Raw genomic sequence first — 13,454 nt, forward strand, 5'->3', positions numbered from 1 at the left:
GATTATGACAGCACCAGCAGCAGAAGGTATTGCCACACGCGGATTTGCCGTTTCAGGGCCAGAGGCCACGTTTGAACCGTTCGAATTTCAGCGCCGCGAGGTCGGCCCGAAAGACATCCTTATCGACATACTATATGCAGGGATCTGCCATTCGGACATCCATCAGGCTCGCGCCGAATGGGAGCCGATGATACCGTCGCTTTACCCGATGGTTCCGGGCCATGAGATCGTTGGGCGGGTTACCAGGGTGGGCAGCGATGTGACAAAATTCAAAGAAGGCGACATCGCCGGAATCGGCTGTTTCGTAGATTCGTGCCGCGAGTGTGGTGCCTGCCACCACGGCATCGAACAATATTGCATCAAGGGCTCGGCCCAGACGTATAACAGCACCGAGATGGACCGGACCACACCCACCTTCGGCGGTTATTCGAAGCATTACGTCGTCGATGAAGCGTATGCTCTAAATGTGAACGCACCCGACGAGGACCTTCCCGGTGTCGCACCGCTGCTGTGCGCCGGCATCACCACGTACTCGCCGCTCAGGAAATGGGGCGTCGGCCCAGGCAAGAAAGTCGCGATAGCCGGACTAGGCGGGCTTGGACACATGGGTGTGAAGCTTGCTGTTGCAATGGGCGCCGAGGTCACGGTGTTGAGCACGTCGCCGTCGAAAGAAGATGATGCTAGAAAGCTGGGTGCCCACAAATTTGTCAATATCCGCGACGATGAAGCACGGACCGCCGCGACCGGCAGTTTTGACTTCATCCTCGACACGATATCGGCAAATCACGATTACAACGCGTATCTGTCGCTGCTCGGGCTTAATGGCGTAATGGTGATCGTGGGTGTGCCGACCGAGCCGGCCCCGCTGAATGCCTTCTCGTTGATCGGCGGCAATAAGGTGCTCGCCGGTTCGCTGATCGGCGGAATTCCGGAAACGCAGGAGATGCTCGATTTTTGTGCGAAACACGGCATCACCTCAGACATCGAACTGATCAAGCCTGATTACATCGATACAGCCTACGATCGCACCGTCAAAGCAGACGTCCGTTACCGTTTCGTCATCGATATGGCGAACGCGTAAGTCGTTTTCAACATTGCGTCTTTGCAGGCATTCGGCGTCCTGCAAAGACGCGATAGGTCACATCGTTTCAAGCTTTATGCGCCATGTCGCACTGCTCCGCGGCATCAACGTCGGCGGAAACACGATGATCAAAATGGGAGAGCTTCGGGCGATGTTCGAAGCTCTCACTTTTGAAAACGTTGCGAGCTACATCAATAGCGGCAATCTGGCTTTCGACATTGCCCGCAGGATGCCTGCAGCTGCGGGTTCAACGCTTGAATCGACCCTCGTTGATCAGATAGAATCCGCCCTGCAATTGACCTTTGGCAGGACGGTTTCGGTGATGGTCCGCGAGCAGCAGCACATTCAAACCATTCTTGATAGCAATCCATTTGCCGGCCAGTTCGAAAGCCACAAAGAGATGCACGTCTTATTCCTCAGGTCGGAGCTATCGGAAGACAGCGCCGCCCTGCTTGGCGAATTGGCGCCGCCCGGCGAACGCTTTCAATTGATCGGGCGCGAGATATATTGCCACCTTCCGATGGGCGTTGCCGACAGCTATCTTGGCAGGGGTCAGTTCGAAAAGAAACTCAAGATCGCCGCCACCGCCCGCAACTGGCGGACCGTCGAAAAACTCGCGGTCTTATGAGCATTTTTCGTGTATTTCGTGGTTTAATTCTCGTATGATCCGACGTCCTTTCAACTTCAAACAGTGGATCGACGACAACCGTCATTTGCTGAAGCCTCCGGTCGGCAACAAGTGTGTCTACGACGATGATGATTTCATCGTGATGGTCGTCGGCGGGCCAAACTCGCGCAAGGATTATCATTGGGACGAGGGCGAGGAGCTTTTCTATCAGCTTGAGGGTGATATTAAGGTGCAGGTGCAGGAAGACGGCAAGGCGGTCGAGGTGCCGATCCGCGAGGGCGAGATGTTCCTGCTGCCGCCGCGGATCCCGCATAATCCGATCCGCGGTGCGAACACGGTCGGGCTCGTCATCGAACGCAAACGCCGGCCCGGCGAACTCGACGGCCTGCTCTGGTTTTGCGAGAGCTGCAACGCGAAACTCTACGAGGAATATTTCCAGCTTGAGGACATAACTACCCAGTTTCAGGGGGTTTTCAAACGATTTTACGGCGACGAAGGCCTGCGGACGTGCAAGGCATGCGGCACCGTGATGGAGCCGCCGCCGGTGGTCAGTTGAATCTGCAGGCGGCGTCGGCCGTGTTTTTTGAAGATCGCTGCGCGGCAGTTACGATCGGCTGACGAGCGAGGCGATGAGCCGGGCGACGATCACCGTCGAGCCGCATTCGGTGACGCGAACGGCCGTGAAAATGAGGCCCGCGGCGAACCGGCGAGAGGCACGCAAGCCGCCGTATCGAGCAATTTCCCAGGCAAAAACGCGGTTCGCTTTCGCTGGTCGCCCGTATTCACCCTGTGGCCGAGCGAGGTCACCCGCCCATCGTCGGCTGTCAGGGACGCGTCGCCGGCCGAGCCTGCACATCGGCATTTCGGATGGCCGCTGCCCGGCTCGCTGCACCTTGATAGTGCCGAAAGCCCAGCCCGGACGATCGGCGACCAGCACGCGATCGAATATTCGACCACCGACCCCGCGCGACCTGACGACCCGCAGCACTTTTTCCGCGTTCCGAATTCCCCGTTCCGCATTTTCTTAACAGAAACTTCTTGACTCGACCGAGGCTTCGGAATATTCTTGGCTGCAAATGGATTTTTACTTTCTGCTATTTTCGCTGTTCTTCCCGCGGATCGTGATGCTCGTCTATCTGGCGATGTATCCTGACCTTTTCCCTGCGAACAGCGTTCCGCAGTGGGCCGACATACTGCTCGGCGTCGTTTTCCCGCGAGTGCTCATCCTGATCTATATCTATCAGAACATGGGCTACGAGAATATCTGGTTCGTCGCCCATCTGGTCGTCGCCGTCATGGCATATCTGGGCGGAGGCCGCGAAACCCACCGCCGCCGCTCGAACCGGGACGAATAGACCCGAACATCCGAGCAGCTCGGATCGAACCTCGAAAAGACGGAACTTATCCGATAACCGTTACATCGATGGATAAATGAAAAGACCCGCGAGACTGCTCGCGGGTCTTCCAATTTTCCAAGCTCTATCTTGACATTCGTCGTTCGAACAAATTATAAAGATGTCGAACGATAATCCAATTTCCCTATGAAAAAAATCCTCGTTTTTGCTGTAATTGCTGTGTTTCTATGTTCGCCCATTATTGGCAGACCACAAAGTGAGTCGAGTGGTAAAGCCTCGCAGGAACAACGTGACCGCGAAAAGCGAGAGCAGAAAGATCGCGAACGTGAAAATCGGGAAAAGTATAAATTCTTCTCCGTTACTAGCGATCCGCCTGGAGCTACGGTAACCATCGGAAACGAGGAGATGGGGCGAACACCATTTCGTAATCCCGTAAAATTTAAATATTTTTATAATGGACCGACCTTCGCATTCTCTAGCTACATTCCAACGCATTGGACGATGACCGTTTCAAAGGAAGGTTATGTAACCAAGACTATTCAGATAACTCGCGGCCCTTATCAGTGGGTAAGTTTGAATGGGCAAAATCGAATTATTTACTATGTGTTAGATTCGCCTGAATTCCATGTGAAATTGGACAAAATTGGGGAGTTTTTAGGAACCAACCCGTTTGCAAAGAGTTCTCGAGATTCGCAAGATACAACTCTCCAAACGCGGCCTATCCTCGTGACTGAGGAAATTGTAGCGAGAAGCCTACCAGCTGTTGTCACAATCCAAGCCGGATCATCATCTGGCAGCGGTTTCTTTATTTTGGAATCTGGCATTGTCGTAACGAATAAGCACGTAGTCCAATCAAATCAGGTTGTTAACGTTGTTACTTCAAAAGGGGAGACATTTCGCAGCTCTTCGATCTATGTTCATCCACAAAAAGATCTAGCCCTAATAAAAGTTGATGGGTCAAACTTTCCAATTGTTCCCATAGCAAATCCTGCCGATGCCAAGGTGGGCGCAGATGTACTGGCCGTCGGCAATCCCGGTATAAGTACGGTTACGCTTAACAACACTGTTACCCGCGGGATTTTAAGTTCATTCCGGAATTCCGCAACCGACGGATTGTTGATTCAAACTGATGCAGCGATTAACAGCGGAAATAGTGGAGGGCCATTGCTGAATAATCGAGGCGAAGTTATTGGTGTTAATACTTGGAAAATTATCGGTGGTGACAAAGAGGGGCTAGGGTTCGCGATATTTTGCAGCGAGATACTTCAAATGCTTAAGGAGCATTTTGATTACACACCTGTTTACGAGGCACGGGAAGGTGTGATTGCGAGAGTGCCGACAGCCGAAAAGGTTGTGGCTGAAATCGTTTCGGAGCCAGACGGTGCCGAAATTTTCGTAAACGGAAAGTTTGTTGGGAGCACTCCCTCCCGGATCAGTTTGAGTCCCGGTGAGCACGAAATAAAGGTAATCCGAAAAGGCTTTAAGGAGTGGGTTCGAAGCGTGACCATTGCGGTTGGTAGTTCTCCTAAACTAAACGCGATTCTGGAGTCGGGTGATCCACAGTAGTACTAGACTTTCTTTCAAATATTGATCCTAGTCTCCCTTGGCGACCACAAACAAAAAGCCTCGCCGATAGCTCGACGAGGGTTTCATTAGCAAACTGGCCGCCCGCTTACGCAAGCGGTCCTGACTTATTCAGCGACGGCTAATTCTAAGCATAGGGCTCCGGCCAAACGGGGCCAACTTCTATTGCAGACGGTCTTGGTCTATTTGCCTTCTTCTTTCAATTCGCTAACAGTGACGCCGTGGGTTCTAAGTTCAGCGACGATCTGGCGGTGGCTCGACGTACCGAGTTTGATCACCGCAAACTCTTTTTCCGTCTGCACGGTAAGCCAGTGTTTTTTCTTTTTGATGAACAAAAACGGCAATGCAAAAATAAATCCGACCAACAGCGCGGTTGCGACAGCTCCGCCGCCAGACAGCATAGGCTTTTTTGCGTATGAATAATCGGCAACCTTGATATCAGTGTAGTTAAATTCCTTTGCTTCAGCTTTGAATGCTGTCTTGTCAGGCACAACACGAAACGTAGTCTCGCCGATTGTGAGCACTGCGTCGGTCTCGATCGATTTCTTACCCGAAGGCACGACCATTTCTACCTCATAAGTTCGAGCCGCAGTCTGAGCAAATGCCGAAGAAACGATTAACACCGAAATTATCAAACAACATGCAACAGCTTTGCGGACAAAGAAATGTCTTGTTGGGATTCTGTACATTTATCTTTTCTCCTAGTTCGATCTTTTGGGTTTGCAGAAGAGTCTATCGGGGGTTGTGATTTCTGTCAATCTTCGTCGTGTGGCGTTTTTCCGGCTGGATATTCACGGGTATAGAAAGTCTTGTGTCTAAATTAGGTGATTCAAGATTCGCAGTTGGCATCGGAAGAACTAAATCGACTCCAAACGAAGAGCTGCGCCTGATCAAGGCGGGGAGTTTAAGGTTATTCAGCGACCTTCGTTTCTTTGGCGTTCTCTTTCTTTTCGCGTTTGATGCCGCCGATCGAAACGAATGATGAATTCAGAATGATGAATGACGAATATGCCGAATCTGATCGAAATCTATTGAGCGATCCTTTCGCGGAGCCATTGGGCCAGTTCGTCTTCGGAGAGGGTTCCTTCGGCGAGAGAGAGGAAGGTCAGGTATTTCTCGACCTGGGTCGCGTTAAATTGATAGCCATTTAGCAATAAGAAGGTGCGTGTCGCGACCAGCGACGTTCGCTTGTTGCCGTCAACGAACGGATGATTTTTCGCGATCCCGAAACCGTAAGCCGCAGCGAGCCTGGCGATGTCGGCCTCGGGTTCGTAGGTGTGGATGTTTTGCGGTCGTGCGACGACAGATTCCAGGAGCCCGAGATCGCGGACGCCGCCGCCGCCGCCGTGTTCTGCGATCTGGCGTTGGTGAATAGCGAGAACGGCATCGAGTCGGAGCCATTTCATCGTTCAGCCAGTTTGCGAAGAACGTCGCGATCTTCACGCATAACCCGTTCGGCAATCGCCATCTGCTCGGCGAATTCTGGGTCATAGGGAGTCAACTCTATACCAGCTGGCGTTTCCAGCACAAATAGTTTGTCACCTTTATCAACCCGTAGGCGCTCGAGGACGTGTCGTGGCAAGACGACGCCAATTGAATTTCCAACCGTGGTAACACTTAGCATTGCTCTCTCCGGTGCGATCCTCAATGATTGCCTCCCCGTCTCTCGCGATGAAAGTTCGAGAACGAAATCAGAATCCGCATTCATGAGTTCGTCGTGAATCTCTCGGTCATCGAAAAAAGACCAGAAATCGTCTTCGGCGCGCTTGAAATTGACGCGGACAGAATTAGGATATCCGGGCCTAAGTACAAATGTTACTGGCTCGCCGTCGATCAGACCTTGACGATTTATTCCATGTTCGCGATATACCGGATAATGCGGCTGCGAGTGGTGATGGGCTGTGATCGATCGTTGATTCCGCTTGTCAAAAAGGTGTATTGTTTCCATCGTTATAACCTCTAATGTAAAGTTAGGTTAATGTTATAACAATTGTTTGTCAAGAGTTTTCTTACAAAAAAACCTCGCCGATTTCTCGACGAGGCTTCTCTGTTTCTAACTAACGCGCTGACTTACTCAGCCACGGCCATTTCTTTGGCGTTCTCTTTCTTTTCGCGTTTGATGCCGCCGATCTGGACGAGGGGTTCGGCCTTGATCTGGTTCTTGTCCATGACCATCTGCTGATAGAGCTTACGCATCATCTGCATTTCCTCGGCAGCGGTCTTCGGGCCTTCCATTTCAGGCTTGTTCGGACGCTGAAGATCGATCTCGTTGAGAACGAGGTTGTGCGATGCATCGCCGAGCTCGACCTCTTTACCGCGAGCAAAGACCTCGTGGCGGCCGTGCTCTTTGTACCACTGAGCAACGGTCGCGTTCTGGTGCATGTGCTCGATGATGTTGCGCCAGCCGATGCCGGTGTTGTATGCACAGAAACTGATCTCGCCTTCCTGCGTACCGTACGGGATGATGCACATCTCGGTCCGGCGGAAATCGTAGTTGAACAGATCCTGGAACCACATGCCTGCAATAAAGAGGAAGTTCCACGGGTCTTTACGGCGTTTCTCGATATCCTCGATCGTGCGGTCGGGGCCGACCTTTCCGTAATCCTTGCCCGAAAGGCCGAAGGATTTGTCGAACTTCATCAGGATGCCCTTCAGCGTAAGGCTGTTCGGCGCGCCGTATGGGTTGTAGTTCTTCAAAAGGGCGAGGCCCATCATTATATTAGAGAACCACTTTCCGCGGTTCGTGTCGGTGATGTGCTGCATGTCGGTCACGAGGCCCTGAATGTTCAGGAACTGCGGGACCGGCGCCATCTCTTTTGTTTCCTTGTTGACCATCACCGCAGTTCCGACGCCGCAGTTCGGGTGGCAGCCGCAGCTGACCTGTCCCCATTCGCTCTCGGGCCCGTGGACCACGTCAGCAAAATCGGCGAATGCTCCCATCAAGGAAAGCGGGAACCAATCGCGCGTCGGTTCGGTGATGCCGACCTGGCCTTTTACATCGTGAGCAAGGTGAGCAAGCGTATAACGCTGCTGCAGGCGACGCTGTTCGGTGATCAGTTCGTCGCGGCCGGTAAATGATACGGGCTGGAACGCGATGAACGAGATCTTTTTGGGATTCTCAAGCGCGAACCGGATGATCGATCCGACCTGGTCGTTGTTGATGCCGTTGACGAGCGTGGTAACCAGGATGATGTCAACGCCGGCTTCGTGCAGGTTGTTGATCGCACGCAGCTTTACGTCAAAAAGGTTGCCGATCTGGCGGTGCGAGTTTGCATCGTTGCCGATGCCGTCGAACTGCAGGTAAACGAAACGAAGTCCGGCTTCGGCCGCCTCACGGCAAAACTCTTTCGATTTAGCGAACTCGATTCCATTGGTCGCGGCCTGCACCGAATTGTATCCGACCTTTCGTGCATAGCGGACCGCATCAAGAAAGTAAGGCGAGAGCGTCGGTTCGCCGCCCGAATACTGGACCGACATCTGACGACGCGGTTTGATCTGGATGGCGTTGTCGAGGATCTCTTTGACGTCTTCCATTGAGAGTTCGTGAACGAACCCGACCTGATTGGCGTCCATGAAGCACGGATCGCACATCATGTTGCAGCGGTTGGTCAAGTCGACCGTCAAAACGGCACCGCGGCCGTATTTGATCGTCGATGAACCGTGGTTATGGAGCTTCTCGTCATTGTGCGACTGCATGTCGCGGCCCGGAAAGAGCGATTCGATGTGCTGAAGGAACTTGGAATCCATCGCCATCATGTCTTCGAAGTGGCCGTGCTTCGGGCAGTCCTTGATCATCCAAACCTGGCCGTCTCGCTCAATGATCTGGGCCTTGATCTCGCCCACGTTCTCATTGATCAATGTCGATACGTCGCGCGAACCGCTAAGGATCTCTTCGCGGGCCTCGATAACGCAATTCGGGCAAAGCGAATCGGTCTGCCGCGGGAAGCCAAGCGTCGGCTTGGATTTCTGCCACGACTTTAGGATCGGCTTATCTGCCCATTTCGGTGTGAACGATGGATTAGGTTTGAACTGATTGACCGAACGTATGGCATTGAAAGCCCCGGCCGCAATGTATGTAAGGCCTTTCTCAAGGTGTTTAACAGGTCTCATAATAATGATCTCCACGATTTGCAGTTTTTCTTAAACCGCATAGTGTCCGCAATGTTCTCGATTTTGAATTAAAAAAATGCGCGGAAATAGCTTCTTATCTAGTAGCAAAAGGCGTGCCAATAGAGCCTGTCGATCGATGATCGCGTAAGTACAACGGCTATAATCATTTACGAGCCTGATGTGCGATCGATCCCAATTATCGGTATGTATCGTGTTGACACAGCCACGGACCAACAATGAGCTGTAGGCCATTTCGACACAAAGCGAACGCCCTTGGCCCTTAAACAAATTCGTTCAAAATGAACGAACAGCCGGTTCGATTATGCCATCGTTTAAGCGCCATAGGAGTGGACAGGACGCCAAATCACATTCATCGATTCGCCGCTTCGATATTTGCTAAGTCCTGAATCGATCGCCCGATTTTTCGGCAAAACACGGAATCTTAAGCGCTCAAATCATCCCTTACCTTAGGTAGCATACATTAACTGCTCAAAACAAATATGTTATGAAATTGCATTTAGCGCTTTACAACAATATTTTTTTGTGTTAGATTTTTGTCCACTTCAAGGTAGTTTGGGTCGCAATCGGGAATTTTCGAACAACCAACTTATGAGCATACGCTTCGGGACGTCGGGTTGGAGAGCCGTAATAGCCGACGAATTCACGTTCTCGAACGTAAAGCGGGTTACGAATGCGATCTGCAGTTATTTGAAAACCGAAAAAGACGAAAGCGGACAGATCTTGATCTTAGGGCATGATTCGCGGTTCATGGGCGAGAAATTTGCTTCGGCTGCGGCCGCGATCGCGGCAGAAAAGGGCTTTCGGGTGTTGAAATGCACCGGCCCGACGCCGACACCAACGATCTCACATTCGATCCGTGATCAAAAGGCTGCCGGAGCGATGAACTTCACCGCTTCGCACAATCCGCCGGAATATCAGGGCATAAAGTTCTCGACGGCCGACGGTGCACCGGCTATGCCCGAGATCACAAAGCAGATCGAGGCCGGAATCGAGAGCAATATCGAGGCGGCAAACGCGACAGGCGGCTCGATCGAGGACTTTGATCCGCGGCCGGCGTATCTCGCCGATCTTGCCGCAAAGATCAACTTCGCGGCGATCGCAGATGCAAATGGCCGGTTCGCATACGATGCACTTTGGGGTACAGGCCGCGGTTATTTGGATAAGATCCTCCGTGACCATGGGCTCGAGGTCGAAACGATCCACGATTGGCGCGACGTCACGTTCGGCGGCAGGTCGCCGGAACCGGCGGAAGATCATCTCGACGAACTGCGTGAGGCCGTCACGTCAAAGAAGCTCACGCTCGGGATCGCGACCGACGGCGACGGTGACAGGTTTGGGATCATTGACAGCAACGGAGCATTTATCACCGCGAACGAGCTCGTCGCATTATTGACAGATTATTTGGCGGAGAGCCGCGGATGGACGCAAGGCGTTGCCCGCAGCGTGGCGACCTCGCATCTGGTCGACAGGGTTGCCGCAAAGCGCGGCATTAAGCTTTATGAAACGCCGGTCGGGTTCAAGTTCATCGGCGAATTGATAAATCGGGACGAGATAATCCTCGGCGGCGAAGAATCGGCAGGATTATCGATACGCGGCCATTACCCTGAAAAGGATGGCCTGCTCGCATGTCTTTTAGCGGCTGAGGCGGTCTCAGTAAGAAAAGCCTCGCTGACCGAGCAGCTCGACGTGCTTTATAAAGAGGTCGGGAAGCTCGAATCGGGCAGGATCGGCGTAAAGCTGACCGATGAGGTTGCGGCAAGTTTGAAAGAAAGGCTCGCTCAAGAGCCGGCAGAGATCGGCGGGCGGCGGGTTGAAAAGATAAATCGGATGGACGGCGTGAAATTCATTTTCGCCGACCAGAGCTGGATGCTGATGCGTCCATCGGGTACGGAACCTCTCGTCCGGATCTATGCCGAAAGCGAGAGCCGAAAAGACCTTGAAGACCTGCTCGAGCAGGGACGCAAATATTTACTTGGTTAGATAAAGCTGTATGCGATCGCGAGCAAAGATCACAGTAAACCGTAAAGCGGCAAAAAAGAAGAAGACGCTGATGCCGCGTTGGGTTCCGTATGCAGCGGCGATAACGCTGACGGCAATGATCGTGCTGACCGTGAATTATCGTGCGTTTACCGAATTCAGCCGCGAGCGGGCGCAGAATACGCAATTGCAGGAAGAAGCACTCAACCTGACGGACGAGAATATCGCTCTGCAGGAAGAGATACATTATTTGAAAACAGATCCGAAGCGCATCGAGCGCGAGGCCCGCAAGTTCGGGCTTCGGCCTCGACAGGAGAAAATTTCCGCGCCGGCAAAATAGATATCGCGGAGCAGTCTATTAGCCGGCATTCACCAACCCGTAAACAAACCGCCTTTTGCCTATCTCCTCCGCGTTGCCTACAGGTAAGCCTTCCGTAAAATTCGAGGCCTGTGTTTCCCGAAAACACAGGCCTCACTTCTTTAGATCACTCGCCGGTCGATCGTATTTGCGATCTCAAGGAGTTTCGGGTGCCACGCGTCCCTTTGTCTTGCCTTCCAAACTGAACCGATAGACGAAATGGTTAAGACCCGACACTATTTCGTCCAAGATCATGCAGCAAAACAATGCAAATTATTGCTTCTGCGTGCATAAACCCGCGCGGAACGGTGATTGCAGACAGGTCAGTTATTGAACGCAAATTTTTGTGTTTGCAGGGGGACTTAGTATGCGATCTAAATCATTTGTCCGGATCTTTGCATCGGCCGTTTTTGCGATGCTCTTTCTTTCGATAAACAGTTTCGACGTCAACGCCCAGGGCCGCGGCAAAGGCGGCGATCGCGGCGATCGACAACAGAATCGCGATGGCCGTAATACGGCGAACGACCGCAGAGGAGATCGCGGCCGTGATGAACAGGTACGAAGCGACCGAGGGTCGCGTAAACAGCAGGAATACAGCGACCAGAACTCGCGACGCCAACAGGAATACAGTGACCGTAACTCGCGACAACAGCAGATTCGTAGCGACCAGAACTCGCGACGCCAGCAGGAATACAGTGACCGGAACTCGCGACAACAGCAGATTCGTAGCGACCAGAACTCGCGACGCCAGCAGGAATACAGTGACCGGAGCTCGCGACAACAGCAAAACCGTAGCGACCGCGAATCGCGACGAAAGCAGGAATACAGCGACCAAAATTCGCGACGCCAGCAGGAATACAGTGACCGGAACTCACGACAACAGCAAAACCGAAGCGACCGTGAATCGCGTAGACAGCAGGAATACAGCGACCAAAATTCGCGACGCCAGCAGGAATACAGTGACCGGAAATCGCGACAACAGCAAAACCGTAGCGACCGCGAATCGCGTAAACAGCAGGAATACAGCGACCAAAATTCGCGACGCCAACAGGAATACAGTGACCGGAATTCGCGTCAGCGAGGGTCGCGAAATGACCGCGTCGGCGACCGAGATTCAGGTCTTTGGGCCGGATACGACTACGAACGAAGCCGCCGCTCACGATCGGACGATCGGCGCTATGATCGCAGCGATGACCGCTACGATCGCGAATACAGGTCAGACCGGGGCCGGCAAAGCGAAAGGGCACGCTGGAACCGTGGTTACGCGGGGACACCTGTTTGGGCCAACCGGAATTACGATCGGCCGGCCTGGAACCGATACGCGAGAGATCAGAGAAAATATCAAAAGGAAGTTTACAAGGACTATCGCAAGCAGCAACGCGGGCGATACTATGCCGGCTGGAACCGATATGAAACGTACGGCCAGGGTTGGAACGGCGGCTATGGCCTCTATGGCGCTCCTTACTATCAGACGAATGTCTACGGCGTCCGAGATCGTCGGTTCGACGATCATTATTACGATCAAAACCGATCGTATCAGCGGTACCCGAGTTATCGGTCGAGTTATTACAGCCCGGTCTACTATCAGGGGATCGATCTTAACTATCTGAACGACGATCAGTACGGCGATCAGTACGGCGATTACGGATATGCCGACAACGGCAACTGGAAGGATGTATTGCTGCGGACCGTTCTAAGTGCGTTCCTCGGTGGCCAGGGATCTCAGTATGATCGGGATGCATATTATTCGCGCGAGTATCAGACGATAAGCTATCTTCCGTATCGAAATGGCGGCCCGCAATATTATGGCCAACAGCCGCTTTACTCGACCTATACATATGGGTATCCGGAGTATGATGACGATTCGGACGCTTACGGCTACGATCCGTACGGCCGATCATACGACGACTACAGCGGGATCGACCCGATATTGATGAACATTTCGGGTTCCGGATCAGGAACGTATCTCAACGAGCTTTTGGGACGGGCGGTCGCAAGCGGATACCAACAAGGTTTGGCCGACGGACTCTATGCACGGAAGCAGGGTTGGAACGACCAGTATTATCGCGATCCGTATAGTTACGAAAACAACAATTACGCCTATGGTTCGTGTTCGACGAGCCTGGCAGAAAACCGTCAACTGCTTAGTTCCGGCTATGAACTCGGCTATCGCGATGCATTGAGCGAAAGAGATGCAGGTTACTATCAGGAAGGATCGCAGGGCGTTGACCTTGTAAGCCTCTTGTTGAGCAACGTGCTTCGCGTCGGGGCTTGATCGTAACTCTGAGCCGATATTTGGGCCTCACGAATGGTCGTGAGGCCTTTTTTCTTACACATCGG

13 protein-coding genes are annotated in these 13,454 nt (G+C 52.7%); 9 read left to right on the plus strand and 4 right to left on the minus strand.

From position 1 onward, the window contains the following. Window positions 1-4: 4 nt before the first annotated feature. The 6 genes from IPM28_07555 (at window position 5) to IPM28_07580 (ending at window position 4,630) form a co-directional block, all read left to right on the plus strand. Window positions 5-1,081, plus strand: coding sequence for an NAD(P)-dependent alcohol dehydrogenase (locus IPM28_07555; GenBank protein MBK9172849.1), 1,077 nt, complete (start codon window positions 5-7; stop codon window positions 1,079-1,081). A gap of 76 nt (window positions 1,082-1,157) precedes the next feature. Beyond that, window positions 1,158-1,709, plus strand: a complete 552-nt coding sequence (locus tag IPM28_07560) for a DUF1697 domain-containing protein (protein MBK9172850.1) — start codon at window positions 1,158-1,160, stop codon at window positions 1,707-1,709. A 34-nt stretch (window positions 1,710-1,743) separates the two neighbouring features. Continuing rightward, complete coding sequence (locus IPM28_07565) at window positions 1,744-2,265, plus strand: 3-hydroxyanthranilate 3,4-dioxygenase (protein ID MBK9172851.1); 522 nt, start codon at window positions 1,744-1,746, stop codon at window positions 2,263-2,265. A 27-nt stretch (window positions 2,266-2,292) separates the two neighbouring features. After that, entirely contained in the window at window positions 2,293-2,751 is a 459-nt protein-coding gene (locus tag IPM28_07570) for a hypothetical protein (GenBank protein MBK9172852.1), read from the plus strand. Window positions 2,752-2,785: 34 nt separating this feature from the next. Then, the gene (locus IPM28_07575; protein ID MBK9172853.1) at window positions 2,786-3,064 is read left to right on the plus strand and encodes a hypothetical protein; all 279 of its coding nucleotides are present in this window, start codon (window positions 2,786-2,788) and stop codon (window positions 3,062-3,064) included. 186 nt (window positions 3,065-3,250) lie between these two features. Continuing rightward, window positions 3,251-4,630, plus strand: a complete 1,380-nt coding sequence (locus IPM28_07580) for a trypsin-like peptidase domain-containing protein (protein MBK9172854.1) — start codon at window positions 3,251-3,253, stop codon at window positions 4,628-4,630. Window positions 4,631-4,830: 200 nt separating this feature from the next. On the opposite strand, the gene IPM28_07585 is transcribed toward IPM28_07580, so the two are convergent. The 4 genes from IPM28_07585 to IPM28_07600 all read right to left on the minus strand — a co-directional run bounded on the left by IPM28_07585 (window position 4,831) and on the right by IPM28_07600 (window position 8,758). Further along, on the minus strand, window positions 4,831-5,337 hold the full coding sequence (locus IPM28_07585) for a hypothetical protein (protein MBK9172855.1): 507 nt from the start codon (window positions 5,335-5,337) through the stop codon (window positions 4,831-4,833). Between the two features lie 339 nt (window positions 5,338-5,676). After that, window positions 5,677-6,054, minus strand: coding sequence for a type II toxin-antitoxin system death-on-curing family toxin (locus IPM28_07590; protein MBK9172856.1), 378 nt, complete (start codon window positions 6,052-6,054; stop codon window positions 5,677-5,679). After that, window positions 6,051-6,272: an AbrB/MazE/SpoVT family DNA-binding domain-containing protein gene (locus IPM28_07595; protein ID MBK9172857.1), complete on the minus strand. Its 222-nt coding sequence runs from the start codon at window positions 6,270-6,272 to the stop codon at window positions 6,051-6,053. Before IPM28_07595 ends, IPM28_07590 begins: the two co-directional genes overlap by 4 nt. Before the next feature lie 446 nt (window positions 6,273-6,718). After that, the gene (locus IPM28_07600; GenBank protein ID MBK9172858.1) at window positions 6,719-8,758 is read right to left on the minus strand and encodes a radical SAM protein; all 2,040 of its coding nucleotides are present in this window, start codon (window positions 8,756-8,758) and stop codon (window positions 6,719-6,721) included. Between the two features lie 609 nt (window positions 8,759-9,367). Between IPM28_07600 and IPM28_07605 the strand changes: the two genes are divergently transcribed. The 3 genes from IPM28_07605 to IPM28_07615 all read left to right on the plus strand — a co-directional run bounded on the left by IPM28_07605 (window position 9,368) and on the right by IPM28_07615 (window position 13,389). Beyond that, entirely contained in the window at window positions 9,368-10,759 is a 1,392-nt protein-coding gene (locus tag IPM28_07605) for a phosphoglucomutase/phosphomannomutase family protein (GenBank protein ID MBK9172859.1), read from the plus strand. Window positions 10,760-10,769: 10 nt separating this feature from the next. Next, on the plus strand, window positions 10,770-11,096 hold the full coding sequence (locus IPM28_07610; GenBank protein ID MBK9172860.1) for a septum formation initiator family protein: 327 nt from the start codon (window positions 10,770-10,772) through the stop codon (window positions 11,094-11,096). A gap of 385 nt (window positions 11,097-11,481) precedes the next feature. Beyond that, entirely contained in the window at window positions 11,482-13,389 is a 1,908-nt protein-coding gene (locus IPM28_07615; GenBank protein ID MBK9172861.1) for a hypothetical protein, read from the plus strand. The last annotated feature ends 65 nt before the right edge of the window (window positions 13,390-13,454 follow it).

This window comes from Chloracidobacterium sp., assembly GCA_016716305.1.
In the GTDB taxonomy this organism is placed as follows: Bacteria; Acidobacteriota; Blastocatellia; order Pyrinomonadales; family Pyrinomonadaceae; genus OLB17.

What these genes read in the sequence shown, in the direction of transcription:
- IPM28_07590 (MBK9172856.1), bottom strand. Translation starts at nt 6,054, where the DNA reads ATGAAATGGCTCCGACTCGATGCCGTTCTCGCTATTCACCAACGCCAG.
- IPM28_07575 (MBK9172853.1), top strand. Translation starts at nt 2,786, where the DNA reads ATGGATTTTTACTTTCTGCTATTTTCGCTGTTCTTCCCGCGGATCGTG.
- IPM28_07585 (MBK9172855.1), bottom strand. Translation starts at nt 5,337, where the DNA reads ATGTACAGAATCCCAACAAGACATTTCTTTGTCCGCAAAGCTGTTGCA.
- IPM28_07600 (MBK9172858.1), bottom strand. Translation starts at nt 8,758, where the DNA reads ATGAGACCTGTTAAACACCTTGAGAAAGGCCTTACATACATTGCGGCC.
- IPM28_07595 (MBK9172857.1), bottom strand. Translation starts at nt 6,272, where the DNA reads ATGCTAAGTGTTACCACGGTTGGAAATTCAATTGGCGTCGTCTTGCCA.
- IPM28_07580 (MBK9172854.1), top strand. Translation starts at nt 3,251, where the DNA reads ATGAAAAAAATCCTCGTTTTTGCTGTAATTGCTGTGTTTCTATGTTCG.
- IPM28_07605 (MBK9172859.1), top strand. Translation starts at nt 9,368, where the DNA reads ATGAGCATACGCTTCGGGACGTCGGGTTGGAGAGCCGTAATAGCCGAC.
- IPM28_07615 (MBK9172861.1), top strand. Translation starts at nt 11,482, where the DNA reads ATGCGATCTAAATCATTTGTCCGGATCTTTGCATCGGCCGTTTTTGCG.
- IPM28_07565 (MBK9172851.1), top strand. Translation starts at nt 1,744, where the DNA reads ATGATCCGACGTCCTTTCAACTTCAAACAGTGGATCGACGACAACCGT.
- IPM28_07560 (MBK9172850.1), top strand. Translation starts at nt 1,158, where the DNA reads ATGCGCCATGTCGCACTGCTCCGCGGCATCAACGTCGGCGGAAACACG.
- IPM28_07610 (MBK9172860.1), top strand. Translation starts at nt 10,770, where the DNA reads ATGCGATCGCGAGCAAAGATCACAGTAAACCGTAAAGCGGCAAAAAAG.
- IPM28_07555 (MBK9172849.1), top strand. Translation starts at nt 5, where the DNA reads ATGACAGCACCAGCAGCAGAAGGTATTGCCACACGCGGATTTGCCGTT.